The following is a 24,289-nucleotide window of genomic DNA, read 5'->3' as shown; positions in this document are numbered from 1 at the left end:
GGTCGACGCGGTGTGCCCGGGCCGGGTCCGGACCGACATGGGCGGCCCGGGCCCCGCTGAGCGTGGAGCAGGGCGCCGACACGGTGGTCCGGTCGGCCCTCCTGCCGGAGGGCGGTCCCACCGGGGGCTTCTTCCGCGACCGCCGCCGGATCCCGTGGTGAGCGGCTAGGAGCCGTCCAGCGTGGCGAGTTCGTCCGGCGTCAGGGCGAGGGCGGCCGCCGCGGCCGAGTCGCGGATCGAGGCCGGGCGGCGCGCGCCCGGGATCGGGACGACGACCGGGGACTGCGCCAGGTGCCAGGCGAGGCAGACCCGTTGGGGGCTGACGCCGCGGGCGCGGGCCAGGGCGTGGAAGGGGGTGTCGGGCGGCGGTGCGGCGGCGCCCGGGTCGTCGACCGCGCTGAGCGAGATGCCGCCGAGCGGGCTCCACGGCAGGAAGGCCAGACCGAGCTCGGTGCACAGCTCCAGGGTGTCGCGGGTGTCGCGGTGGGCGGGGGAGTAGCGGTTCTGCACCGAGACCAGCCGGGAGCCGAGGATCTCCCGGGCCGCCAGGATCTGCGCGCGGTCCACGTTGGACAGCCCGACCAGGCGGATCGTGCCGGCGTCGGCGAGGTCGCGCAGGGCGCCCACCGAGTCGGCGAAGGGGACGGCCGGGTCGGGCTTGTGCAGCTGGTAGAGGCCGACCGACTCCACGCCGAGCCGGGCCGCCGAGGCCTCGGCCGCGCGGCGCAGGTGGTCCGGGCGTCCGTCGACCGTCCACGAGCCGTCGCCGGGGCGCCCCCGGCCGCCCTTGGTGGCCACCAGCACCTCCTGCGCGCCGTGGCCGTAGGTGGCCAGCGCGCGGGCGACCAGCCGTTCGTTGTGGCCGAGTTCGCCGGCGTGCCAGTGGTAGGAGTCGGCGGTGTCGATCAGCCGCACGCCCGCGTCGAGCGCCGCGTGGACCGTGGCGACGGCCTGCTCGCGGTCGGGCCGTCCCTCGACGGAGAGGGGCATCGCGCCGAGCCCGACGGCGCCCACGGCGATGCCGCCGACCGTGCGCGCCGCGGGGCCCGTCGCCGGGTGCGTTCCGGTGGTCATGCCCGGACCTCCTGGACGGCCCGCGGCAGCCAGTCGGCGACCGGGGAGAAGCGGAAGCCCAGGGCGGCGGCCCGGGCGGTGTCCATCGGGTAGGCGCGCTCGAAGGAGAACGGCGAGGGCGCCTCGCCCGGGCCGACGGTCAGGATCGGTTCGGCGCCGACCGTACGGCCGATCGCGGCGCACAACTCCCGGGCGTCCAGCGTGCCGTGGGCGGCCGCGTTGACCGGACCGGTGAACTCCCCCGCGGCGGCCCAGGCCAGGAAGCGGGCGATCTCCGGCGCGTGGACGAAGGAGGCGGGCTGCGGCGCCGCGTGGACGGCCACCGGCAGGCCGCGCTCGATCCGCTCCACGTAGTGCGCCAGTCGTCCGGTGAAGTCGGCGCCGCCGAGGACGTGCGCGGTGCGGACGGTGACGAGGTCGACGGCGGCCTCCCGGGTGAGCAGCGCCTCCGCCTGACGCTTGCCCTCGCCGTACTGCGCCTCCAGGAACTCGCCGTCCTCCCACGGGAGGTCGAGGTCCACCGGGTGAGTGGCCGGGTCGAAGGCCGACTCCGGCAGGGCCGGACCGCCCGGGCGGCCGAGGTCGGCGTAGACCTCCACGGTGGAGGTCAGCAGGTAGCGGTCGGTCAGCGGGGCGAGGACCCGGGCGGCCACGGCGGCCTGGCGCGGGGTGTAGCAGACCTGGTCGATGACGGCGTCGAAGCGGCGGCCGGCCAGCGCGGCACGCAGCGCCCCCTCGTCGTCGCGATCGGCGCGCAGGTGGGTCACGCCCGGCGGTGCGGGCCTCGAACCCCGGTTGAGGACCGTCACCGCCGCTCCGCCCTCCCGCAGTTCCCCGATCAGCCGCCGCCCGAAGTAGCGGCTCCCTCCGATCACGCAGACGTCCATGCTGGTCGGCCCCTTCCCGGTCCGTCGCCGAGCGTTTCCGCTCCGTTCCCGCTGATCAGCCTGCCGCGCCGTGATCTTCAGCGGTAGTGTCGATCAGAGGAGCCTGTCATAAGGAGAACTGTTGATCGACGTCCAGCGGTTGGCGGTGCTGCGCGAGGTGGCCCGCCGCGGCAGCTTCAACCAGGCGGCCACGGTGCTGCACTGCACCCCCTCGGCCGTGTCCCAGCAGATCGCGGCGCTGGAGCGGAGCCTCGGCGCGCCCGTGGTGGAACGCTCCACGCGCGGGGTGACGCTCACGGACGCCGGCCGCCTGCTGGTGGAGGCCGCCGACGCGATCGCCGCCGAACTGGTCGACACCCAGCAGCGGATCGAGCGGCTCACCGCCGAGCGGACCGCGCTCACCGTCGCCACCTTCGCCAGCGCCGGCCGGCGCCTGCTGCCGCCCGCCCTGGCCGAGTTCGTGGCCCGGCACCCGGAGGTGGAGCTGACCGTCCTGGAGGCGGAACCCGAGGAGAGCCTGCCGGCCGTCCGCGAGGGGCGGGCCGACCTGGCCCTCGCCTACCACCTGGAGGGCCCGCCCCCCGCCCGGCCCGGCGACCGCTCCGGCCTGGACTGGACGCCGCTCGGCGAGGACCCGCTGCGGGTCGTGCTGCCGCGCCGCCACCCGGCGGCGGCCCGCCACCGGGAGCGCCCCGAGCCCCCGCACCTGGCCGAACTCGCCGACCAGCGCTGGATCCTGGGCTGCCACAAGTCCGCCGCCCAGCTGGCCCGCCACGCCGACCTGGCCGGCGTCGAGCTGCGCGTGTCCTGCACCGCGACGGACTACGACTTCGCCCAGTCGCTGGTCCACGCCGGGATCGGCATCGCTCTGATCCCCGAGATCGGGCTGACCGGGCACCCGGAGCTGGTGGCGCTCCCGCTGGCCGAGCCGAGCCCCCGCCGCCACCTCGGCCTCGCCCTCTCCCGTCGCCGCCGCGGCCACGCCGCCCGGCTGGCCGAGGAGTTGGCGGCGCTGCTCACGGCCGAGCGGGGCTGACGGGCGCCCCGGGCGAGCGAGCGGGTCGAGCGGGTCGAGCGGGCCGCGCCGGGCGAGTGGGGCGGACGGGCATGGCGGACGGGCGTGGCGGAGGCGTCGGCGGGCCGCCCGGCCGCCCGGCCGCCCGGCCGTCCGGAGCGTGCGCACTCCCTTGACGGATTAAGTTACGTTCCTTAACTTGATCCCGCGCCGCACCGCCGCGCGCCCGCCCCCACACCCCGGAGCCACCCGTGTCCTCAGGCTTCACCCGAAGAATCGGCCTCTTCCAGGCCACCGCGATCAACATGAGCCAGATGTGCGGCATCGGACCGTTCGTGACCATCCCGCTGATGGTCACCGCCTTCGGCGGTCCGCAGGCCGTCATCGGCTGGATCGCCGGCGCGCTGCTCGCCCTCGTCGACGGCCTGGTCTGGGCCGAGCTCGGCGCCTCGCTGCCCGGCGCCGGCGGCACCTACGTCTACCTGCGGGAGGCCTTCCAGTACCGCACCGGCCGGCTGATGCCGTTCCTGTTCGTCTGGACGGCGATGCTCTTCATCCCGCTGATCATGTCCACCGGGGTCCAGGGCCTGGTGCAGTACCTGGCCTACCTGTGGCCGGGCATGACGACCGGCCAGGGGGACGCGGTCGGCCTCGCCGTGCTCGCCCTGGTCGTGCTGCTGCTGTGGCGCCGGGTCGAGTCCGTCGGCCGGATCACGGTCGCCATGTGGGCCGTGATGATCGTCTCGGTCGGGGCGGTCATCCTCGCCTCCTTCACCGACTTCCACCCCTCGCTCGCCTTCACCTGGCCCGCCCACGCCATCGAGCCCGCCCACGGCCGGTTCTGGATCGGCTTCGCCGCCGGCCTGACCATCGGCATCTACGACTACCTCGGCTACAACACCGCCTCCTACCTCGGCGCCGAGATCAAGGACCCCGGCCGGGTCATGCCGCGCGCCATCATCCTCTCGATCACCGCCATCATGGGCATCTACCTGCTCATGCAGATCGGCGTCCTCGGCGTGGTCCACTGGCAGGACATGCTCGACCCGGAGAACGCGGCCTCCAAGTCGGTCGCCTCGGCGGTGCTGGAACGGACCTGGGGCAAGGGCGCCGCCGACACCGTCACCGCGCTGATCCTGGTCACCGCCTTCGCCTCCGTCCTCACCGGCCTGCTCGGCGGCTCCCGGGTGCCGTACGACGCGGCCCGCGACGGGATGTTCTTCCGCTCCTTCGCCAGACTCCACCCCCGCCACGGCTTCCCGGTCCTCGGCCTGGTCGCCATGGGCACCGTCACCGCCGCGGGCTTCCTGTTCGCCCGGCACATCGGCAGCTCCTCCGCGCACCCGCCGCTGAGCATCCTGATCGCCCTGCTGACCAGCGTCATGGTGCTCGTCCAGGCGCTCGCCCAGATCGCGGCCGTCACGGTGCTCCGCAAGCGCCAGCCCGACCTCGCCCGCCCGTACCGGATGGTGCTCTACCCGCTGCCGAGCGTCGTCGCCGCCGTCGGCTGGCTGGTCATCTACGGCTACGCGGACAAGGCCAACGACGGCGTCCACCCGATCGAGTGGTCGCTCGCCTGGGTCGCCCTCGGCGGCCTGGCCTACCTGGTCTGGTCGAAGGTCGAAGGCGCCTGGCCGTTCGGGCCGAAGGAGATCCGCGAGGAGTTCCTGGACGCCCAGCGCGCCGACGCCGTGACCACGAACGCCATGACCACGGACGCCGGGTAGCCACCCGTCCGTCCACCCCTGACCGCCGGCCGGCGGGCCGGAGGCGCCGCACCGCCACCCGCCCGCCGACCGGCCACACCCGAGGACTCCGCCGTGCGCACCGACCCCGTCGACCCCCGCCCGCAGGCCCGCGCCGATCTCGCCGTCACCCGCGCCGACCTCGCCCGCGCCGACCTCGCCCGCGCCGACCTCGCCCGCGCCGACCTCGCCCGCGCCGACCTCGCCCGCGCCGACCTCGCCGTCATCGGCATCGACTTCGGCGGAACCAAGACCGAGGTCGCACTCGCCGACTCCACCGGCACCCCCTTGCGGCGGATCCGCCTCGCCACCCGGGCCGCGCAGGGCCCCGAGCAGATCCTCGCCCGCGCCGGCGCGGTCGCCCGCGACCTCGCCGACCACGCCCTGGGCGCCCTCGGCCTCCCGGTCGCCGCCCACGCGGCCGTCAGCCCCGGAGTGATCCAACCGGACCGGATCCTGCTCACCCCGAACCTGCCCGGCTGGGAGGGGCTCGCCCTCGCGGACCGGCTCGCGCGCGAACTCGGCGTGGACGCCGTCGCGGTGGCCAACGACGTCCGGGCCGGCGCCCTCGCCGAACTGCGCCTCGGCGCCCTGCGCGACGCCGACCCCGGGATCTACCTCAGCCTCGGCACCGGGATCGCCGCCGCACTCACCATCGGCGGCCGGGTGCTCGACGGCGCCCACCGGGCGGCCGGCGAGATCGCCTACCTGGACCCCGGGCACCCGGCCGGCACCCCCGGCGCGGTCTTCGCCGACGGCCACGCGCCGCTGGAGGAACTCGTCGGCGGCAAGGCCCTCGGCGCGCGCAGCGCCGCCGAACTCGGCGAGGAGCTCACCGCGGAACGCCTCTTCACAAGTGAGGACCCGGCCGCCCGGCGGATCGCCGCGGAGGCCCTCGACACCCTCGCGACGGCCGTCGCCAACATGGCCGTCCTGGTGGACCCGGAGCGGATCGTGGTGGGCGGCGGCATGATGGCCGCCGCAGCGGCGATCCTCCCCGCCCTCACCGCCCGCCTCGCCCGCGCCGTCCCCTTCCCCCCGGCCGTCCTGCCCGCCCACTTCACCGCCGACGCCTCCCTCCACGGCGCGATCGCCCTCGCCCTCGACCACCTCGCCGCCCGCGCGGCCGCCTGAGGCGGGGCGGTACGGGTGTGGGGCGGCGCGCGTGCTGCCCGCCCGCCGCCGTCGGAGGCGGGGCGATGCGTGAGCGGACACGGGCGCTACGGGGCCCGGGAGTTCCGGGGGCCCGCAGCGGTGGTGGGGTGGGGGTGTCAGTCGCGGAGGACGCTGACGCCGCCGAGGAGGCCCCAGGCGGCGACGTGGACGGTCGGGCCGCCGGGGCGGCTGGGGCCGTCGTCGCTGACGCCGCCGAGGCGGATGCCGCCGACGACCACCCGGACGTCCGGGCGGACCCGCAGCTTGACGCCGCCGATCAGGCTGAGCTTGGTGATCCGCAGTTCGGCGCCGTCGGGGAGGTCCACGTCGGTGAGGTCGATGTCGGCGCCGCCGATGAGCGAGGCGGTCACGGTGCGGCTGTGGATCTCGTGGCCCGCGAGGCGGTTGCCACCGAAGATGCTGATCCGGACGTCGGTCTTGTCGCTGTCCGGGGTCCCCGAGTTCGTCATGCCGCCTACCGTAGGGCCCGGTCGGGGCGGCCGGTCAACCCCCCCCGGCGGGCGTGGGCCAGGACGGGACCGGTGCGCCCCCGGCCGGCCTGCGGGCAGTGCGCACGCGCCGGCCGGAACGGCTTCGGCCGCCGTCCCGGGTGGGACGGCGGCCGAGGGGCCCGGCGGGCGGGTGCGCGTCGGTCAGCGGGCCGCGGACTTGCGGGTGCGGCGGGAGACCGAGTCCAGCACGACGGCGGCGAGCAGGACGGCGCCGGTGATCATGTACTGGACGGACTGGTTGACGTGGACCAGGTCGAGGCCGGTGATGATCGACTGGATGACCAGGATGCCGAGCAGCGCCGACCAGGTCTTGCCGCGCCCGCCGAACAGGCTGGTGCCGCCGATGACGGCCGCGGCGATGGAGTTCATCAGGACGTTGCCGCCGCCGAGCAGCTTGTCCGCGGAGCCCTGCTGGGAGGCGATGAACAGGCCGCCGAGGGCGGCCATGCCGGCGGAGATCATGAAGACCGAGATCCGCACCCAGTCGACGTTGATGCCCGCGCGGCGGGCGGCCTCGACGCCGCCGCCGACGGCGAAGATCTGCCGGCCGTAGCTGGTGCGGCGCAGCACGAAGTCGGTGATGACGACGACGGACAGGAAGACCAGCAGCGGCAGCGGCAGGCCGCGGTCCTGGTTGAGCTCGTACGCCGCGGCCAGCGCGATGACGGCGATGACGCCGACGCGCAGCGCGATCTCGCTGGTCGGGCGGGCGGCGAGGCCGGCGGCGGTGCGGCGGCGGGCGTCCAGGAGCTGGCCGGCGGCGAAGAGCGCGATGCCGAGGACGGCGAGGCCCCAGGTGAAGGCGACGTCGCCGTCGCCGAGGAAGTAGGTGTCCAGGTTGGCGAGCACGCCGTCGTTGACGACGTTGACGGTGCCCTTGTCGCCGAGGACGTACTGCTGCAGGCCGCTCCAGGCGAGCAGGCCGGCGAGGGTGACCACGAAGGCCGGGACGCCGATCTTGGCGAAGAAGAAGCCGTGCAGGGCGCCGATGGCGACGGCGGCGGCGATCGCGATGAGGCAGGCCACCCACTCGTTGTAACCCGAGCGGACGGACAGGACGGCGGCGATCGCGGCGGAGACGCCGGAGACCGAGCCGAGGGAGAGGTCGATCTCGCCGAGCAGGAGGACGAAGACGATGCCGACGGCGATCAGGCCCGGGCCGGCGATCCACTTGGTGATGTTGGTGAGGTTGTCGGCGTTGAGGAAGTCGCCGGTGATGCCCTGGAAGATGGCGCCGATCAGGATCAGGCCGAGGACGACGGGCACCGAGCCGAGGTCGCCGTTCTTCATCTTCCGCTTGAACTCGGCGAGGTAGCCGGCGAATCCGGCCTCGCGCACGAGCAGGCGGGGGTCCACGGCGGGGGCGGCCGACGCCGGGGACGCCTCGGGGGTGTCCGGGGTGGTCTGTTCGGTGGTCACTTCGCGTCCTCCGCGAGTCGGGCCTGGCGCCGGGTGACGGCGTTCTCGGTGGCGCCGGTGATGGCGGAGATGATCTCCTCGTGCGAGGTGCCGGCCACCTCGAAGACGCCGTTGTTGCGGCCCAGGCGCAGCACGGCGACGGTGTCCGCGACGGCCTTGACGTCGGCCATGTTGTGGCTGATCAGGATGACGCCGAGGCCGCGGTCGCGCAGGCGCTCGACGAGGTCGAGGACCTGGGCGGTCTGCTCGACGCCGAGGGCGGCGGTGGGCTCGTCCAGGATGACGATCTTGGGGTCGCCGACCAGGGCGCGGGCGATCGCCACCACCTGGCGCTGGCCGCCGGAGAGGGCGGCGATGGGGATGCGCACGCTCGGGATGCGGATGGAGAGGGTGTCGAGCAGTTCGCGGGCGCGCTTCTCCATGGCGACCTCGTCGAGGGTGCCGTAGCGCCTCAACTCGCGCCCGAGGAAGAGGTTTCCGACCACGTCGAGGTTGTCGCAGAGCGCGAGGTCCTGGTAGACGGTGGCGACGCCGAGGTTCTGGGCGTCGTGCGGCCGGCCGATCGTGACCGGCTCGCCCTCCCACTCGATCGTGCCCTCGTCGATCGGGTGGACGCCGGCGATGGTCTTCACCAGCGTGGACTTGCCGGCGCCGTTGTCGCCGACCAGGGCGACCACCTCGCCGGCGTGTACCTCCAGGTGCACGTCGGTCAGTGCCTGGACGGCGCCGAAGCGCTTGGAGATCCCGCGCAACGCCAGTACGGGTGCGCCTGTCACGTGAACCATCTCCTTCTTCCCGTGCGCGCCGTGATGGTGGGTGGGCGGCCGGGCTGGCCCGCGCGCCGTGGCGGGGCGCGGGCGGGTGAGCGTCGAAAGGGGGTGGCGGGCGGCCGGGTGGGGCCTGCCGCGCGGTGCGGGCGGTGCTCCCCGGGGAGGTGGGGAGCTCCGCCCCGCACGCTGCCGGGTCGGGCCGGCGGTTACTTCAGGCCGGCGGCGGCGCAGGCGGCGGCGTAGTCCGCGGTGCAGATGTCGGCGGCCTTGTAGAGCCCGTCGGCGATGACCGTGTCGTTGATGTTGGCCTTGGTGACGATCTTCGGGTCGAGCAGCTTGGCCGGGATGCCCTTGTCGGTGGCGCTGTCGACGCTCGCGGTGGCGACGGACTTGATGTCCTTGCCCTGGAGCAGGTCGACGGCCAGCTCGGCGGCGCTGTCGGCGAGCGGCTTGTACGCCTTGTAGATGGTGTACGCCTGGTCGCCGTTGACGATCCGCTGGACGGCGTCGAGGCCGGCGTCCTGGCCGCCGACGGGGACCTTGATGCCCGCGGCCTGCAGCTGGGTGATGATGGCGCCGGCCATGCCGTCGTTGGCCGAGTAGACGGCCTGGAAGCCGTCCTTGCCGAGCTGGGTGATCGCGGCACCGATCTTCTGGCCGGCCACGGTGGGCTTCCACTCGCCGGACTGCTCGTAGACGACCTTCTTGACCTTGCCGTCGAGCACCTTGTGCGCGCCAGCCTTGAACTGACCGGCGTTCGGGTCCGCGTCGTCGCCGTTGATCATGACGATGTTGGCGTCGGCGGCCTTGCCCCCGAGGGCGTCGACCAGGGCCTGGCCCTGGAGCTCGCCGACCTTCTCGTTGTCGAAGGACGCGTAGGCGGCGACCGGGCCGGTGGCCAGGCGGTCGTAGGCGACGACCTTGACGCCCTTGTCGGCGGCCTCCTTGACCCAGGACTGGGTGGAGGTGGCGTCGAAGGCGTCCAGCACGATGACCTTCACGCCCTGGGCTATCAGGGTGTCGAACTGCTGCTTCTGCTTGGCGGCGCTGCCCTCGGCGTTGTTGTAGAGCACCTTGCAGTCCGCGCACAGCGCCTTGACCTTGGCCTCGATGAACGGGCGGTCGAAGGACTCGTAGCGGGTCGAGGACGCGTTCTCGGGCAGCAGCAGACCGATGGACTTGGTGTCGCCCGAGGCGGCGGAGTCCTTCTTGTCGCCGCCGGCCTTGCCGCACGCGGCCATGGACAGGGCCATCGAGACGGCCGCCGTGGCGATGACGGCGCGACGCATCATTGCGTTCATGTGGGGGTGCCTCCCTGACGTCGCCGCGACGGTGCGGCGGAGTGGGAGGGAGTCAACCCTCCGGGGCCGGATTGAGTCAAGAAGTAAATCCAAGACGAGGCAATGCGGGTCCTATTCGTTATCTTCCTGAACGCACTGCCCGGAGGGTCCCCCGGGGTGCGAAGGCCCCGCCGGGCCGCTCGGCCAGGCCCCGCCGCCCGCGTGCCGTGTGGGAGACGCGCATGCCCAGCGAGCTGGGCGGGCACCCTCGGTGGCGGGATGCGTACGGGGCGTACGGCCGATGCGGTCGGTCGGCCCGCGAGGCGTACCGTGCGGGGGCCCGCGAGAGTACTGCGTTCAAGATGTGTCGACAGTGCGCTCCCTCGTCGGTCGACTCCGGAGCGCAGCGCCCTGGGCTCGACTCGGTTGTCATGCACCGGGGTTGACGGTCAGTCAGGAGGCCGGGCTCCGCGTGGCGACGGGCTTCATCGGCTTGTCATCGCCCGCTGTCACGGTGGTCGGCAGAACTCGGCCGAGTGCGCGCCGCGTCGGAGGGCGGGCGCGCGGGCCGACCGTGTCGGGAGGAACGCATGCGAGGACGAAGGATCGCGGCCGCGACGGCCGGGCTCCTGCTGACCGTCGGGTTGACCGCGGCGCAGGGGGCGACGGCGGAGGCGGCCGTCCAGCGGGTGACGGCCCCGTGCGAGGGCACCTACACGATCGTCGTCGGGGGCACCGGCAGCTCGTGGAACAACGACGGCTTCTACGGCAACATCCAGCAGCACGTCGGGTACCCCACCCAGATCCCCAACGGGGCGAGCACCCGGGCGGGCGTCAACGAGCTGAACCGCCTGGTCCGCGACCAGCGCGCCGCGTGCCCGTGGCAGCACGTCAAGATGGCCGGGTACTCCCTGGGGGCCGGGGTGGTGCACGTCTGGGTCAGCGAGAACTGGCGGACCTTCGACAACGTCAACGCCATCCTCGTCGCGGACCCCAAGCGCCAGGGCCCTCCCGGGGCCAACGGCGGCGCGGTGCCGTTCGGCGGCATCATCGGGGCCCCGCTCGCCGGGGCGGACCGGAACTTCGGCACCGTCCCGGTCAAGACGATCTGCCACTGGGACTACGTCTGCGACGAGTCCGCGGGCATCTGGACCTACCCGAACAACCACGTCCGGAACTACCCCGAGGACTTCAACATGGACCACCACAACGACAGCGCCAACGAGCAGTGGTACAACGGCGCCTGGTACCCCGCGTAGCCAGGCGTCGAACCCGTCGGCGGCCGGGCGCACCCGGCCGCCGACGGGCGGCGGTCCGGCCGGGCCGGCCCGCAGCGGGCCCGTTTCATCGCCCTGTCATCGCCCCTCCGTAGGGTGACCGCGTTCAGACAAGAATGTCGAGCGCAGGGAAGGACGGCCCGATGGCACGGAGGAGACTCACCGCGAGGCTGCCGGTCGCGGTCATGGCCGCGGTGGCGCTGCTGAGCACCACGGCGGCCGCCGGACCGCCCGCCGCGGCACCGTCGGCCGCACGGGCGGCGAGGGCGGCGGGGCCGGACAAGCCGACGATCCGCTACACCGAGTACGGGATCCCGCACATCATCGCCTCCGACTGGGCGGGGCTCGGGGAGGGGTACGGCTACGCCGCGGCCAAGGACAACATCTGCACCCTGGCCGACACCTACCTGATGGTCAACGCCCAGCGCTCCCGCTACCTGGGGCCGGACGGCAAGGCCAGCCCCGGGGAGCACCAGAACACCACCAGCAACCTCAACAGCGACCTGTACTTCCAGCGGATCAACGACAACCGGGTGGTGGAGCGGCTGATCGACCAGCCCGCCCCCCACGGGCCGGAGCCGGAGGTGAAGGAGGGCATCCGCGGCTACGTCCGGGGCTACAACCGGTACCTGGCCGAGACCGGCGTGAACAACCTCTCCGACCCGGCCTGCCGCGGCGCGGCCTGGGTGCGGCCGATCACCGAACTGGACGTCTACCGGCACGCGCACGCCGAGATCATCATGGGCAGCGCCGACCCGCTGCTGGACGGCGAGGTGAACGCCGCACCCGCGGTCGCCGCGGCCGCCCCGCCGCCGGCGGCCACGCCCGAGGAGACCGCGGCGAAGATCCGCGACGCGATGGCCGCCGCCCGGCAGCAGAGCATGGGCAGCAACGCCCTGGCGGTCGGCGCGCAGGGCGTGGCCGCGGGCACCGGCACCGCCATGCTGCTGGCCAACCCGCACTTCCCGTGGCAGGGCAAGAACCGGATGTGGCAGAGCCAGCTGACCATCCCCGGCAGGGTCAACGTCTCCGGCGCCAGCCTGCTCGGGCTCCCCGCCGTGAACATCGGGCACACCGACGACGTGGCCTGGAGCCACACCGTCGCCACCGTCGCCCCGTTCGGGCTGTTCGACGTCCAGGTGGACCCGCTGCACCCCACCGACTACCTGGTGGACGGCACCTGGCAGCCGATGACCTCGCAGCAGGTCGGCGTCGACGTGCTGAACCCGGACGGCTCGCTCGGGCGGGTCACCAGGACGCTGTGGTCCACCCGCTACGGCCCGATCACCACGTCGGTGCAGGGCGTCCCGCTGCCCTGGGTGGTGAGCGCGCACGCGGTGCGCGACGCCGACATGGACAACCTGCGGGCCCTGAACACCTGGTTCCACCTCGACCAGGCCAAGGACGTCCACGACGTGGTGACCACCCTGGAGACCACCGAGGGCGTGCCGTTCTTCAACACCGTGGCCGCCGACCGCAAGGGCGACGCGCTGTACGCGGACATCCAGGCCACCCCGAACATCACCGACGAGCACGCGCAGTCCTGCCTCACCATGACCGGCCAACTGCTGTTCAACCAGGGGCTGCGACTGCCCAACGTGCCGCCGATCTCCATCTTCGACGGCAAGCGCAGCGCGTGCGACTGGCCGGACGACCCCAACGCCGTCGCGCCGGGGCTCCTGGACCCGCACAAGCAACCGCGGCTGATCCGCTCCGACTTCGTGGGCAACGCCAACGACAGCGCCTGGCTGGCCAACCCCGAGCAGCCGCTGTCCTTCCCCCGGGTGATGGGCGACACCGCGGCGCCCCGGTCGCTGCGCACCCAGGAGCTGGTCCTGACCGCGCAGAACCGGATCTCCGGCACCGACGGCCTGCCGGGCAAGGGCTTCACCCCCGAGACCATGCAGCAGCTGCTCTTCGCCGACCACAGCCGGGCGGCCGACCTGGCCCTCGACGCCACGGTGTCCATGTGCCGGAGCCAGCTCTTCGGGCTCATCCTGGTGGACGGCAACCTGGTCAACGTGAGCGAGGCGTGTCCCGTCCTGGCCGCCTGGAAGGACCACGCGTTCACCGCGGACAGCCGCGGGTCCTGGCTGTTCGAGAACTACTGGTACTTCCTGACCAACGGCCAGGCGATCGAGAAGCTGCCGTGGAAGGTCCCCTTCGACCCCAACGACCCGGTGCACACGCCCAATTCGCTGGACCCGGGGAGCTCCGCCGTCCGCGACGCGTTCGGCCGGGCGGTGCTCGCGCTGCGCAACGCCGGCATCCCGTTGAACGCCGCGCTGTCGGACGTCCAGAAGGTCACCCGCAACGGCGAGCAGATCCCGATCCACGGGTCGCTCCACGAACTGGGCGTGCTGAACTTCGTCACGCCCGGCACGGTCGACGGCAAGCCGGACATCGTCTTCGGCTCCAGCTTCGTCCAGCAGGTGCGGTTCACCGCCGACGGGCCGCCGCAGGCCGCCTCGGTGCTGGCCTACTCCCAGTCGGCCGACCCGACCTCGCCGCACTACGCCGACCAGACGAAGCTGTTCTCGGCGGGCCGGTGGGTGACCGAACGGTACACCGAGGACCAGATCGCGGCCTCGCCGGCGCTGGAGGTCAAGGTCCTGGGCTGAGGCCCGATCGACTGAGGCCAAGGGCCGGACCGCCAGGGCGCGCCGGAACTCCGACCAGGAGCTCCGGCGCGTCCGCGCGTCTCGGTGCGTCCGCGCGCCCCGGCGCGCCGTCCGTCTCAGGGCACCCGCAGGCCTCGGCGGGCCGCTCCGGCGAGGCCGAGCCCGGCCTCGTCGCCGCTCAGGATCAACCGGCAGGTGCGCCGCAGCAGCCGGCTCGGCGGCACCCCCAGGTCCTCGGCCAGCCGTCGTCGGGTGCGGTCGTACACGGCCAGCGCGTCGGCCTGCCGGCCGCCCCGGTACAGCGCGCGCATCAGCAGCGCGGCCACCGGCTCGTTCAGGGGGTGCTCCGCGGACAGCGCGAACAGCTCGGCGGCCGCCTCGGCGTCCTGGCCCAGCAGCAGCTGCCACTCCAGCTTCCGCTGGGCGACGGCGATCCGGCGTTCGGTCAGGCGCAGCCGCTCCAGTTCGGCGAGCGGGCCGGGCAGCCCGGCCAGCAGCTCGCCGCGGAAGAGGCCGAGCGCCCGGGAGCAGAGCCGGACCGCCTCGGCCGGGTCGCCCGACCGGTGGGCCGCACCGGCGTCGGCGACCAGCCGCTCCATCCGGGCCAGGTCCACGTGGGCCGCGCCGGGAGCGAGCCGGTAGCCGCACCCGTCGCGCTCGATCACCGAGTCCGGGGCGTCCCCGATCCGCAGGCTCTTGCGCAGCCGGTAGATGTGCACCGGCACCACGTTGGTGACCGGCGGTTCCGCCCCCCACACCCCGTCCAGCAGGTCCTGCCGGCTGACGGTGCGTCCCGCGCGCAGCGCCAGCGCCGCCAGGACGGCCCGCTGGCGCAGGTGGCCGAGGTCCAGCGGCCGTCCGTCCCGCCAGGCGCGCAGCGGTCCCAGGACGGAGATCCGCACCCTCGGCCCGGCCGGCCGGCAGCCGGCGCCGCGCGGCAGCGGGCGCACCGCCCCGGTGCGCGGGCCGCGCCCGGGGGCGACCAGACCGCAGTCGAAGGCGTGGACGATGGCGGCGGCCCGGTCGCGCAGCCCGAGCTGCCCGAGGATCCGCGCGAGGACCCCGGCCACGGTCTCCTCGGGGAGGTCGAGGGCGGCGGCGATCTCGTCGTCCCTCAGCCCGCAGCCGACCGCGTGGAGCACCTCGCGCTCCTGGCGCCCGAGCCCGGCGGCGCTCGGTCGGACGGCGGTGGCGGTGACGGGCATCGCTGCTCCCTGGACTCCGGGCCGGCCGGCCGCTCCGGCGGACGCCGTCGTCACGCTAACCGCGGCCGTGCGGGCGGTGAATCCGGAAACATCCGGAGACCCACGCCCCGGTGGCCAGGTCCGGGGCGGCCCGGTCTCAGGGGCAGCGGGCGAGCACCGGGCGGTCCCTGGTGCGGACGGCGGGGAGCCAGGCGGTGGTGCGGTCGGGGAGGCGGACGCGGTACCAGAGGGTGGAGGTGCGGTCCTCCTCGTCGATGACCGGCAGGCCGGTCGGGAGCTGGCAGTCGGCGTCGAGGGTGTCGTCGTGCCAGACCCGGACGGGGACGACGTTCTCCGCCGTGTAGGGGCGCAGCGGGTCGACGGCGAGACCGAGGCTGCACCGGGGGTCGCGGTCGGTGCGCTCCTGGCAGCCGCGTTCGGCGTTGAACACCCGGACGCGGGCGGGGTGCGCGGCCGGGCCGGGGCTCGGCCAGAGCGCGGCCGCGGTGACGGCGGCGACGGCGGTGGCGCAGCCGGCCAGGGTGAGCAGGGCGACGCGCGGCCCCGGCCGGCGGGGGCCTCGGCGTCCGGCCGGGCGGCTGGTACGGAGCGCGCGGCCGGACTGGTGGGCCCGCCCGGACTGGTGGGCCTGGCCGGACTGGTGGGCGCGGATCCGGGTGAGCAGGCTCTCGGCGGTGTGCGGGGCGCGGGCGGCGTGGGTGGGGGCGAGGCAGTCGGCGACGAGGGCGCGCCAGAACGGCGGGACGGCGGGGGACAGCCGCAGCTCGGCGCGGCCCTCGGCGTACTGCTGGACGGCGGCGCTGCGGGCGGTGGGGGTGGCACCGGGGAAGGGCGGGACCCCGGCGGCGAACAGCTCGTGGATCACGATGCCGAGCGCCCAGATGTCCGCGGTGGGCCGGATCTTGACGCCCTGTTCGCCGAGCGGCTCCTTCCAGCGCTCCGGCGGCAGGTAGTCGGGAGTGCCCATCGGGGCGCAGTGGCCGTGAGTGCCGGTGAGTTCGATGGCGAGGCCGAAGTCGGAGAGGCGGACCTCGCCGTCCCGGCCGATCAGGACGTTCTCGGGCTTGAGGTCGGTGTGGACCCAGCCGGAGCGGTGCAGATGGGCCAGGCCCTCGCAGATGCCGGCGACGATCCGGCCGGCCCGGGCCTCGTCGACGCCGGTGGCGAGCAGGTCGCGCAGGGTGCCCTGGGCGCGCTCCATGACCAGCACGATCGCACCGTCGAGCGCGGGGTGGTCGGGGGCGGCGAGGGGCAGGGTGCCGAGCAGCCGGACCAGCCGGGGGTGCGGGGCGGTGCGGGCCAACTCGGCCTCGCGGCGGGCGGCTTCGGCGATGTGGCGGGCCTGGCGCGGGGCGAGGCCGGCGGTGGGCAGCACCTTGAGGGCGACGGTGTCGTCCAGGCCGCCGTCGCCGCTCTCCGGGTCGGAACCATGCGGACCGGCCGGGCCGCTCGGGCCGCTCGGGCCGCTCGGGCCGCTCAGCCTGTTCGGGCTGTTCGGGCTGTTCGGGCTGTTCGGGCTGTTCGGGCTGTTCGGGCCGTTCGGACGGGCGGCGGGCCCGGCCCGGCGGGCGGCGTAGACCGTCGCCCAGCCGCCCTCGCCGATCGGCCCGGTGACGGCCCACTCGCCGACCCGGTGGCCGGGCGGCAGCAGGGCCTCGTCGTCCTCGCAGAAAGCCAGGTCGTTCACCGTCGACGCCCCTTCCTACCGGCCGGTCTCGGCGGTTTCCGGGCGGGGCAGGAGCGCGAGGTGCTCCTCGCGGACGATGCCGAACTTCAGGGCGAGCCCCACCACGGCCTCCCGCTTCCCGCTGCGGCGGTCCGCGCGGGACGTGCCGTCGGGCACGTCGATGCGGAGCTTCTCGTCGGCGAGGTAGTCGAGGTGCGAGCTGACCGCGCGGGCGGTGAGGCGGGCGCAGGCCGGGTGGCCGCGCAGCCGGGCGACCACCTGGGGCGTGGTGGGCACGGCGGCGGGGGAGTGGTCGCGCAGCCAGGGTTCGCAGAGCGCGACCAGGACCAGGAAGTAGGTGGCGGTCTCGTCCAGCGAGTACGCCGTCATGGTGCGGCTCTCCCAGGAGCCGGCGCCGCGGGCGTGCGGGTCCAGGAAGACGTGGTCGGGCGCGAACACCTGGAAGGACAACGGGGTTTCACGCCGGGAGGGCAGCACCACCCGGGAGAACTCGAACGGGATCGGGGCGCCGATCCGTCGCGGCGGCACCCGCAGGTACTCCCCGGCGCCCTCCGGGTTCTCCACCAGGTAGGCGTGGGTGCTGCTGAGGTTGCTCAGCTGCCAGTGGTCGTCGATGGCGTGGATCTCGCCGGCCAATCGGGAGACCGACGCGTCGCCGAGCCGGAGTTCCACCGGTGTGGTGGCGGACCCGCGGCCGAACCGCGCCCGCTCTCCCGGACCGAGCCGCAGGGTGACCGCGTCGTCGCCGTTCCCCTCCGGCAGGTGGACGAGAATCCCGCTCACCGCTCCTCCGTCCCGCGCACCGCTCCCCCGCTCCCCGTTCCGTGTGCCGACCGTTGCCGGTCGGAGGCACACTACCGCTTTGCGCATGACAATAAACCGTATGGTGGCGCAGGCCACGTGACGGCTGGTCGACCAGGCGGTACGCGCAGTGAGCGGTCGGGCGCGGGTTCTTTCGGGTTCTCTCGGGTGCGGTCGGGTTCGGTCAGGTGCGGTCGGGTGCGGTCGGGGCCGGAACGGCCCGTGAGCGGGAGCACGAGGGCGTCCGCTCACGGGCCCGGTCCGCAGCGCGCTGACGGCGAGCCTCAGTTGACGGCGGGTCCGGCGGTGGTGTTGAGCCAGGCCCAGTCGGACCAGGTGGCGAATCCGGTCTGCCACTTGTGGTAGACGCCGGCGGTGCTGGTGCCGAAGACCTCGATGCGGCCGTCGGCGTTGGCGGTGGCGACGATCTCGGTGCCGCCGCCGCCGAAGGCGTCCCACGGGCCGTACGGGGCGTTGACCCCGGTCTGCCACAGGTGCTGCGCCGTGCTGCCGTTGATCGCGAACAGCTCCACCCGGCCGTCCGGCGAGCGCTCACTGGTCAGTCGGGAGTCGGCGGGGCCGCCGGTGGGTTCCCAGTCGGACCAGGTGGTGGGGTTGGTCTGGTACTTGTGGAAGACGCCCTTGGGGCCGGAGGCGAAGACTTCGAGGCGGCCGTCCTGGTTGTGGTCGACGGTGAGGTCGGTGCCGCCGCCGCCGAAGGCCTCCCAGGCGGACCAGCTGCCGGAGGGCTGGAGCTGGTAGCGGTGTTGGAGGGTGGTGCCGTTGAGGGCGAACATCTCCAGGCGGCCGTCCGCGTTCGCGCCGATGGCGAGCTGGGCTCCGCCCGGGCCGCCCAGGGACTCCCAGTCTGACCACGCACCGTTCACGGCGGTCTGCCAGGCGTGCGAGACGCCGTTCGCCCCGGCCGCGAACACCTCCAGCCGGCCGTCCGCCGACCGCGCCGACACCACCTTCCCCGCTTGCGCCGGATACACCGGCGGGGCGGGGCGCGGGCCGGTCCCCGGGGTGCAGGGCATGGTGACGCCGCGGTCCGCGAGGTAGGGGATCGGGTCGGTGCGCACGGAGGCGTCGGCGTCGGCCCAGACCCGCAGGTGCAGGTGCGGGCCGCTGGACTCGCCCTCGGCGCCCATCCGGGCGATCAGCTGGCCGGCCGTCACCTGGTCGCCCTTGGCGACGTCCCGCTCCTGCATGTGCCCGTACTCGGTGATGCTCCCGTCCGGGTGCAGGATCCGGATCCACTGGCCGTAGCCCTGGGCCGAGCCGGACTCCAGCACCCGGCCGTCGCCGACCGCGTAGATCGGGGTGCCGTAGTCGTTGGCGATGTCGATGCCGTTGTGCTCCGGGGTGTAGCCCTGGGAGATGTACCCGGAGGTCGGGCAGGACGCCGCGAACCCGGCGACCGCGGCCGGAACGGCAGGGGTGGCGGCGCTCGGGACTGCCGCGGCGGAGGCGGCCGGCACGGTGACCGGCAGCAGCAGGGCGATCGCGGCCAGGGCCGGCCGCAGGGCGCGACGGGGGAGGGACCGGGCCATCGGAGCGCCCCTCACGCCTTGCGCAGGCGGTCGATGATGCCGTCGATGTCGGCCCGCATCAGGTCGGGCCGGATGATGTGGCCGCCGGGCTCCTCGTGCGAGTCGTGCGGGATGCCGGCCCGGTCCAGCAGGGCGCGGAACTCCCGCTGCCCGGCCAGCACCTGGGGCTCGTTGACCTGGCTGAACCAGTCGACCGGGTCGGGGCTGGTGCCGGCCACCAGGAAGACCCGCTTGTTGCGGTAGCTCTCGATCCGCTCCACCGGGTTGTCGGCGCTCACCCGCGCCTGGTCCCAGAACGGCGCGCCGTAGACCGTGCCGCCCGCCAGGTCCAGCGCGGCGGAGGAGGCGTTGGCCCAGTGCGCCACCAGGCCGCCGTCCCGGCGCAGACTGGCCGGGCCGGAGTGGGCGCTGACCGAGGCGAAGTGCCCGTAGTACTTGGCGGCGTACTTGAGCGCGCCGAACCCACCCATCGAGAAGCCGGAGACCGCGCGGCCGTCGTACTCGGCGAAGGTGCGGAAGTTGGCCTCCACCCACGGCAGCAGCTGGTTGATGTGGAACTCCTCCCAGTTGCGCGGGCCCACGTTGGAGCTGACCGGGTTGGAGTACCAGCCGGCGTGGCCGCCGTCCGGCATCACCACGATGATGGGCTTCCCGGCGGTCCAGTCGCGGACCCCGGCCCGGTCGAAGGTGATGAAGTCCTGGTCGGTTCCGCCGCCGTGGAACAGGTACAGCACCGGGTAGGTGCGCCCGCTCACGTGGTAGTCGTCCGGCAGCAGCACGTTCACGGCGGGATTCCAGCCGATCGCGGCGGTCTGGAAGCGGTAGTACCACATCCGCGGATCGCTCTCGTTGCGGTCCACGATGGTCAGCCCGAACCCGTTGTCGGCGGCCGCCGCGGCCCCCGCCGAGGCCGGCGAGCCCGCGGCGCCCAGCGCCAGCGCGGCACCGAGCCCGCCGGCCGACCTGAGGATGCTCCTACGGGTGGGGTGGTGCGCGGTCATCGTGACCTCCTGGGGACGCGGGAACGGCGGCCGGTCCGAACCGCCGGCCATCGAGCGGTTGGGACGGTAGCCACCCCCGACGCCGCGCAGAACCCGGAACCATACGGACTGACAGCCGCGGGCCCGGCGCCCCACACTGGTGCCTTTCGGCGGGGCCGCTGCCCGGCCCCGCCGATCACCCCACCCCGCCGATCACACCACCGGCCCGCCGCTCGGCCCGGTGCGTCGTCACGCGTGCGACCGGGGCGGCGGACGGCGTTGATCGCTTGTCTACCAGCGACTTCTACGGTGCGCCCATCGGCAACTTCCGCACCGCTCAGAAGGATGCACATGAACGACCCCACCGCGTCGTCGCGCCGCGACGCGCCCTGGATCGGCGACGATCCGCGATTCACCGCGCTGCGCGCCGCCTACCGGGGATTCGTGGTCCCGGTGACGGCGGCGTTCCTGCTCTGGTTCCTGGCGTACGTGCTCTGCTCGGCCTACGCCCGTGACCTCATGGCGGTCAAGGTCGTCGGGAACCTCAACGTGGCCCTGGTCTTCGGACTGCTGCAGTTCGTCTCGACCTTCGGCATCGCGCTGGCCTACGGCCGGTTCGCCGCCCGGCGGTTGGACCCGCCGGCGGCGGCGCTGCGGAGCCTGGCGGCGTCCCGCGCGGCCGGCGCCCCGGCCGGTGCCGCGGCCGGTGCCACGGCTGGTGCCGCGGCCTTCCGGACGGGGGGGCGGGCATGATCCGGCACCTCCCCCTCGCCGCCGCGGCGGCGACCTCGGCCGCCGCCCCGTCGACCTCGAACAAGGCGCTGACCGTCGGCCTGTTCGTCGCCCTGGTGGCGGTGACCCTCGGCATCACCCTGTGGGCGCGGCGGAGCACGCGGGGCACCGGCGGCTTCTACACCGGCGGCGGCGAGTTCTCCGCCCTGCAGAACGGGATCGCCATCTCGGGCGACTACCTTTCCGCGGCCTCCTTCCTCGGCATCGCTGGCCTCATCGCGCTCAACGGCTACGACGGCTTCCTCTACTCGATCGGCTTCCTGGTCGCCTGGCTGGTCGCGCTCCTGCTGGTCGCCGAACTGCTGCGCAACACCGGGCGGTTCACCATGGCCGACGTGCTGGCCGCACGGCTGCGCAGCGGGCCGATGCGGACCGCCGCGGGCGTGTCGACCATCGTGGTGTCGATCTTCTACCTGATCGCGCAGATGGTCGGCGCGGCGACGATCGTGGGGCAACTGCTCGACGTCAAGGGCAGCGCCGCGCAGATCTGGACCATCGTCGGCGTCGGCGCCCTGATGATCGTCTACGTGGTGGTCGGCGGCATGAAGGGCACCACCTGGGTGCAGATCGTCAAGGCGGTGCTGCTGATCGCCGGCGCGGCCACGATGACCCTGTGGGTGCTGGCGAAGTACGGCTTCGACCTGAGCCGGCTGCTCGGGGACGCCGCGGCGGCGTCGAAGAAGGGCGACGCCTTCCTCCAGCCCGGTCTGAAGTACGGGGCCACCGACGGCTGGTCGAAGCTCGACCTGGTCAGCCTCGGCACCGCCCTGGTGCTGGGCACCGCCGCGCTGCCGCACGTCCTGGTCCGCTTCTACACCGTCCCGACCGGCCGGGACGCGCGCAGGTCGGTGAACTGGTCGATCGGCATCATCGGGGTCTTCTACCTGATGACCCTGGTGCTCGGCTTCGGCGCGGCCGCACTGGTCGGCACCGCGACGATCAAGGAGAAGGACCCGTCCGGCAACACCGCCGCCACCCTGCTGGCCGAGCACCTCGGCGGCGGTGCGGGCACCACCGGCGGCTCCCTGATGCTCGCCTTCGTCGCGGCGGTCGCCTTCGCCACCATCCTGGCGGTCGTGGCCGGGCTCACCCTGACCTCCTCGTCCTCCTTCGCCCATGACCTGTACGCCAACGTGATCCGCAAGGGCCGGGTCACGGAGCGCCAGGAGCTGGTCACGGCGAAGGTGGCCGCCGTGGTCATCGGCGCGGTCGCGGTCGTCCTGTCGATCTTCGCCCGGGACCTCAACGTGGCGTTCCTGGTGGCCCTGGCCTTCGCCACCGCGGCCTCGGCAAACCTGCCGGCGATCCTGCTGACGCTGTTCTGGCGGCGCTTCACCACCTTCGGCGCCAAGTGCGGCATCTACGCGGGCCTGGTCAGCGCGATCGGCCTGGTCCTGCTGTCCCCGATCTGCTGGGGCGGCGCGAGCGGCACCGTCCACGCCGTCAAGCTGACGGCCGCCCAGGCGAAGGACTGCGGGGTGCCGGCGGCCAGCAAGGAGGTCGGCAACGCCACGGCGCTGTTCTCCTGTACCGCCACCGCGCCGGTCCCGCTGCAGAACCCGGGCATCGTCTCGATCCCGATCGGGTTCGCGGCCGCCGTCCTGGGCTCCCTGGCCGGCGGCCGTCGCCGGCCGGAGGACCCGGACGGGCGCGTCTTCGAGGAGTTCGAGGTCCGGGCGCTCACCGGCGCGGGGCGGTAGACCGTGCGGACGGGCTCCAACCTCGACGAGTTCCTCGCCGACCTCGCGCGCTACGCCGCCGCGGAGGTGCTCACCGCCCAGCTCACCGCGGACACCCTGCGCAAGTACCTGCGGGCCGGGCTGATCGTCCCCGACGAGCTGTGCGCCGGTGACGCCGACGGCTACGCGCAGCGGCTGCTGCACGCCGGGCGGACGCACTCGGTGGTCGCGCTGACCTGGCTGCCCGGGCAGTCCACCCCGATCCACGACCACATCGCGTGGTGCGTGTCCGGCGTGGTGGAGGGCGTCGAGGTGGACGAGGCGTACCGGCTGTGGCGGCTCCCGCGCTCCGGGCGCCGGGTGCTGGTGCCGGCCGGCCGGACCACCTGCTCCCCGGGCCGGGTGCAGCTCCTGGTGCCGCCCGACGAGGACATCCACCGGGTGTCCAACGGCGGCCCGGGCCGCGCGGTCTCGCTGCACGTCTACGGCGCCGACATCGCGTCGAACGGCGGGAGTTCGGTCTACCGGGTGTTCGGACAGGAGGTGGTGGACGCCCCGCCGGACGGCGCCCGCCCGGTCAGCCGGCGCGGCCCGGACGCGCCCGCCGCCCCCTGACCGGTCCCGCCCACTCCGAGAGCCCCCGGCACCCGCCGGGGGCTCCACCCGTTCGCGGGCCGTCGGCCGTCCCGGCCGTACGCCGCCGTGCCGGTTGCGCCGCCGTACGCCGCCGTGCGGGTCACCCCGCTCTGCCGGTCACGCCGCCGGTCACGCCGACGGGCCGGTCCCGACGGCGTTCCCGGCCGGGCCCGTGCTGTCCCGGACGACCAGCTCCGGGCGCAGCAGTTGGAGCGAGTTGGCCGGGCTGCCGGAGCGGGTGAGGGCGCGCAGCAGCAGCTCGACCGCCTCGCGGGCCATCTCCCGCTTGGGGATGGAGACGCTGGTGAGGGCCGGCCGGGCCACGCCGACCTCCGGGTTGTCGTCGTGGCCGACGATCGACAGGTCGCGCGGGACGCAGCGGCCGGCGGCCCGGGCGGCCTCCAGGGCGCCGAGGGCGAGGACGTCGTGGGTGGCGAACAGCGCGGTGACCGCCGGGTCGGCCGACAGCGCCGCCGTGGCCGCCGCGAAGCCGCCCGCGGGGGTCGGTTCGGGCGCGGTGTGCACGGCGCCGTCGGGGACGGTCAGGCCGTCGGCGGCGAAGGCGCGCCGGAAGCCCGCGACCCGGGGGCCGTGGTCGGGGCTGGCGAGCACGGCGACGTGCTCGTGGCCGAGTTCGCGCAGATGGCGCCCCGCCAGGTAGCCCGCCCGCTCGTAGTCGATGGTGACCACCGGGAAGCGGTCCGGGGCGTCGGTCTCCCAGGCGCACAGGGCGACCGGGAAGGAGGCCTCGGCCAGCAGCGGCAGGTGGTCGATCAGGTCCCGGTCGCCGGCGATCAGCAGGGCGTCCACCGAGCGGCTGGTCAGTCCGGCGAGGTGCCGCTTGGCGCGCTCGCCGTCCAGCCGGGTGGTGCAGAGCAGCAGGTGGTAGCCGTTCCGGTCGAGGACGTCCTCGACCTCCTCGACGATGGCCGGGTAGAACGAGCCCGTCACGGTCGGGACGAACAGGCCCACCGTCCGGGTGGCGCCGGTGGCCAGGGAGCGGGCGACCAGGTTGGGGGTGTACCCCAGCTCCTCGATCGCGGCGCGCACCCTGGTGGCGGTCGCCGGGCTCACCGCCCCCCGCCCCCGGATGACGTTGGAGACGGTCTGCTTCGTGACCCCGGCGCGCTCGGCCACGTCCTGCATCGTCACCATGGGCTGGATCCTTCGATTGACCGGTCAACTTGCTGTCGAGGAACCG

Annotated in this window: 20 protein-coding genes; 8 read left to right on the top strand and 12 right to left on the bottom strand. The window is 74.2% G+C overall.

The window, feature by feature from the left end; translation table 11 throughout:
• Positions 1 to 165 precede the first annotated feature (165 nt).
• Both ACZ6Y7_RS17975 and ACZ6Y7_RS17970 read right to left on the bottom strand, forming a co-directional pair.
• Positions 166 to 1,074, bottom strand: coding sequence for an aldo/keto reductase (locus tag ACZ6Y7_RS17975; protein ID WP_465758854.1), 909 nt, complete (start codon positions 1,072 to 1,074; stop codon positions 166 to 168).
• Positions 1,071 to 1,961, bottom strand: coding sequence for an NAD-dependent epimerase/dehydratase family protein (locus ACZ6Y7_RS17970; RefSeq protein ID WP_465758853.1), 891 nt, complete (start codon positions 1,959 to 1,961; stop codon positions 1,071 to 1,073). The genes ACZ6Y7_RS17975 and ACZ6Y7_RS17970 overlap by 4 nt, the downstream gene beginning before the upstream one ends.
• Positions 1,962 to 2,082: 121 nt before the next feature.
• On the opposite strand from ACZ6Y7_RS17970, the gene ACZ6Y7_RS17965 reads away from it, so the two are divergent.
• The 3 genes from ACZ6Y7_RS17965 (at position 2,083) to ACZ6Y7_RS17955 (ending at position 5,855) form a co-directional block, all read left to right on the top strand.
• Complete coding sequence (locus ACZ6Y7_RS17965) at positions 2,083 to 2,997, top strand: LysR family transcriptional regulator (RefSeq protein ID WP_465758852.1); 915 nt, start codon at positions 2,083 to 2,085, stop codon at positions 2,995 to 2,997.
• Positions 2,998 to 3,227: 230 nt separating this feature from the next.
• Positions 3,228 to 4,703: an APC family permease gene (locus ACZ6Y7_RS17960; RefSeq protein WP_465758851.1), complete on the top strand. Its 1,476-nt coding sequence runs from the start codon at positions 3,228 to 3,230 to the stop codon at positions 4,701 to 4,703.
• 93 nt (positions 4,704 to 4,796) lie between these two features.
• Entirely contained in the window at positions 4,797 to 5,855 is a 1,059-nt protein-coding gene (locus ACZ6Y7_RS17955) for an ROK family protein (protein ID WP_465758850.1), read from the top strand.
• A gap of 137 nt (positions 5,856 to 5,992) precedes the next feature.
• On the opposite strand, the gene ACZ6Y7_RS17950 is transcribed toward ACZ6Y7_RS17955, so the two are convergent.
• From ACZ6Y7_RS17950 to ACZ6Y7_RS17935, 4 genes are all read right to left on the bottom strand, one after another.
• Positions 5,993 to 6,346 carry a hypothetical protein gene (locus ACZ6Y7_RS17950; RefSeq protein ID WP_402212886.1) on the bottom strand — a complete coding sequence of 118 codons (354 nt, stop codon included), beginning with the start codon at positions 6,344 to 6,346 and terminating at the stop codon, positions 5,993 to 5,995.
• 183 nt (positions 6,347 to 6,529) lie between these two features.
• Complete coding sequence (locus ACZ6Y7_RS17945; protein WP_465758849.1) at positions 6,530 to 7,807, bottom strand: sugar ABC transporter permease; 1,278 nt, start codon at positions 7,805 to 7,807, stop codon at positions 6,530 to 6,532.
• On the bottom strand, positions 7,804 to 8,592 hold the full coding sequence (locus ACZ6Y7_RS17940; RefSeq protein WP_465758848.1) for an ATP-binding cassette domain-containing protein: 789 nt from the start codon (positions 8,590 to 8,592) through the stop codon (positions 7,804 to 7,806). Before ACZ6Y7_RS17940 ends, ACZ6Y7_RS17945 begins: the two co-directional genes overlap by 4 nt.
• A gap of 191 nt (positions 8,593 to 8,783) precedes the next feature.
• Entirely contained in the window at positions 8,784 to 9,878 is a 1,095-nt protein-coding gene (locus tag ACZ6Y7_RS17935) for a sugar ABC transporter substrate-binding protein (RefSeq protein ID WP_465758847.1), read from the bottom strand.
• A 569-nt stretch (positions 9,879 to 10,447) separates the two neighbouring features.
• Between ACZ6Y7_RS17935 and ACZ6Y7_RS17930 the strand changes: the two genes are divergently transcribed.
• Both ACZ6Y7_RS17930 and ACZ6Y7_RS17925 read left to right on the top strand, forming a co-directional pair.
• Positions 10,448 to 11,116 (top strand): cutinase family protein, encoded by a 669-nt coding sequence (locus tag ACZ6Y7_RS17930; protein ID WP_465758846.1) that lies wholly within the window; start codon positions 10,448 to 10,450, stop codon positions 11,114 to 11,116.
• A gap of 161 nt (positions 11,117 to 11,277) precedes the next feature.
• Complete coding sequence (locus tag ACZ6Y7_RS17925; protein WP_465758845.1) at positions 11,278 to 13,755, top strand: penicillin acylase family protein; 2,478 nt, start codon at positions 11,278 to 11,280, stop codon at positions 13,753 to 13,755.
• Positions 13,756 to 13,871: 116 nt separating this feature from the next.
• Here ACZ6Y7_RS17925 and ACZ6Y7_RS17920 read toward each other — a convergent pair whose 3' ends face one another.
• The 5 genes from ACZ6Y7_RS17920 to ACZ6Y7_RS17900 form a co-directional block, all read right to left on the bottom strand.
• On the bottom strand, positions 13,872 to 14,960 hold the full coding sequence (locus ACZ6Y7_RS17920; RefSeq protein ID WP_465758844.1) for a BTAD domain-containing putative transcriptional regulator: 1,089 nt from the start codon (positions 14,958 to 14,960) through the stop codon (positions 13,872 to 13,874).
• Between the two features lie 136 nt (positions 14,961 to 15,096).
• Positions 15,097 to 16,647, bottom strand: coding sequence for a serine/threonine-protein kinase (locus ACZ6Y7_RS17915; protein WP_465758843.1), 1,551 nt, complete (start codon positions 16,645 to 16,647; stop codon positions 15,097 to 15,099).
• Positions 16,648 to 16,662: 15 nt separating this feature from the next.
• Positions 16,663 to 17,430: an FHA domain-containing protein gene (locus tag ACZ6Y7_RS17910; RefSeq protein ID WP_465758842.1), complete on the bottom strand. Its 768-nt coding sequence runs from the start codon at positions 17,428 to 17,430 to the stop codon at positions 16,663 to 16,665.
• Positions 17,431 to 17,732: 302 nt separating this feature from the next.
• Positions 17,733 to 19,001, bottom strand: a complete 1,269-nt coding sequence (locus ACZ6Y7_RS17905; RefSeq protein WP_465758841.1) for a DUF8189 domain-containing protein — start codon at positions 18,999 to 19,001, stop codon at positions 17,733 to 17,735.
• An 11-nt stretch (positions 19,002 to 19,012) separates the two neighbouring features.
• On the bottom strand, positions 19,013 to 20,002 hold the full coding sequence (locus ACZ6Y7_RS17900; protein ID WP_465758840.1) for an alpha/beta hydrolase: 990 nt from the start codon (positions 20,000 to 20,002) through the stop codon (positions 19,013 to 19,015).
• Positions 20,003 to 20,332: 330 nt separating this feature from the next.
• Between ACZ6Y7_RS17900 and ACZ6Y7_RS17895 the strand changes: the two genes are divergently transcribed.
• The 3 genes from ACZ6Y7_RS17895 to ACZ6Y7_RS17885 are packed head-to-tail and all read left to right on the top strand — an operon-like array spanning position 20,333 to position 23,067.
• Positions 20,333 to 20,734: a DUF485 domain-containing protein gene (locus ACZ6Y7_RS17895; RefSeq protein WP_465758839.1), complete on the top strand. Its 402-nt coding sequence runs from the start codon at positions 20,333 to 20,335 to the stop codon at positions 20,732 to 20,734.
• Entirely contained in the window at positions 20,731 to 22,473 is a 1,743-nt protein-coding gene (locus ACZ6Y7_RS17890) for a solute symporter family protein (protein WP_465758838.1), read from the top strand. Before ACZ6Y7_RS17895 ends, ACZ6Y7_RS17890 begins: the two co-directional genes overlap by 4 nt.
• A gap of 3 nt (positions 22,474 to 22,476) precedes the next feature.
• Entirely contained in the window at positions 22,477 to 23,067 is a 591-nt protein-coding gene (locus tag ACZ6Y7_RS17885) for a cysteine dioxygenase family protein (RefSeq protein WP_465758837.1), read from the top strand.
• 150 nt (positions 23,068 to 23,217) lie between these two features.
• On the opposite strand, the gene ACZ6Y7_RS17880 is transcribed toward ACZ6Y7_RS17885, so the two are convergent.
• Positions 23,218 to 24,252 carry a LacI family DNA-binding transcriptional regulator gene (locus ACZ6Y7_RS17880; RefSeq protein WP_465759118.1) on the bottom strand — a complete coding sequence of 345 codons (1,035 nt, stop codon included), beginning with the start codon at positions 24,250 to 24,252 and terminating at the stop codon, positions 23,218 to 23,220.
• Positions 24,253 to 24,289: the final 37 nt, after the last annotated feature.

It is taken from the genome of Kitasatospora sp. NPDC053308 (assembly GCF_055585785.1).
Note: the sequence above shows the minus strand (reverse complement) of the source record. Positions and strands in the feature narration are given on the sequence as shown.

Excerpts from the sequence above, each read along its gene's own strand:
- ACZ6Y7_RS17900 (WP_465758840.1), bottom strand. The coding sequence starts at position 20,002 with ATGACCGCGCACCACCCCACCCGTAGGAGCATCCTCAGGTCGGCCGGC.
- ACZ6Y7_RS17905 (WP_465758841.1), bottom strand. The coding sequence starts at position 19,001 with ATGGCCCGGTCCCTCCCCCGTCGCGCCCTGCGGCCGGCCCTGGCCGCG.
- ACZ6Y7_RS17890 (WP_465758838.1), top strand. The coding sequence starts at position 20,731 with ATGATCCGGCACCTCCCCCTCGCCGCCGCGGCGGCGACCTCGGCCGCC.
- ACZ6Y7_RS17970 (WP_465758853.1), bottom strand. The coding sequence starts at position 1,961 with ATGGACGTCTGCGTGATCGGAGGGAGCCGCTACTTCGGGCGGCGGCTG.
- ACZ6Y7_RS17920 (WP_465758844.1), bottom strand. The coding sequence starts at position 14,960 with ATGCCCGTCACCGCCACCGCCGTCCGACCGAGCGCCGCCGGGCTCGGG.
- ACZ6Y7_RS17940 (WP_465758848.1), bottom strand. The coding sequence starts at position 8,592 with ATGGTTCACGTGACAGGCGCACCCGTACTGGCGTTGCGCGGGATCTCC.
- ACZ6Y7_RS17975 (WP_465758854.1), bottom strand. The coding sequence starts at position 1,074 with ATGACCACCGGAACGCACCCGGCGACGGGCCCCGCGGCGCGCACGGTC.
- ACZ6Y7_RS17950 (WP_402212886.1), bottom strand. The coding sequence starts at position 6,346 with ATGACGAACTCGGGGACCCCGGACAGCGACAAGACCGACGTCCGGATC.
- ACZ6Y7_RS17935 (WP_465758847.1), bottom strand. The coding sequence starts at position 9,878 with ATGAACGCAATGATGCGTCGCGCCGTCATCGCCACGGCGGCCGTCTCG.
- ACZ6Y7_RS17925 (WP_465758845.1), top strand. The coding sequence starts at position 11,278 with ATGGCACGGAGGAGACTCACCGCGAGGCTGCCGGTCGCGGTCATGGCC.
- ACZ6Y7_RS17895 (WP_465758839.1), top strand. The coding sequence starts at position 20,333 with ATGAACGACCCCACCGCGTCGTCGCGCCGCGACGCGCCCTGGATCGGC.
- ACZ6Y7_RS17930 (WP_465758846.1), top strand. The coding sequence starts at position 10,448 with ATGCGAGGACGAAGGATCGCGGCCGCGACGGCCGGGCTCCTGCTGACC.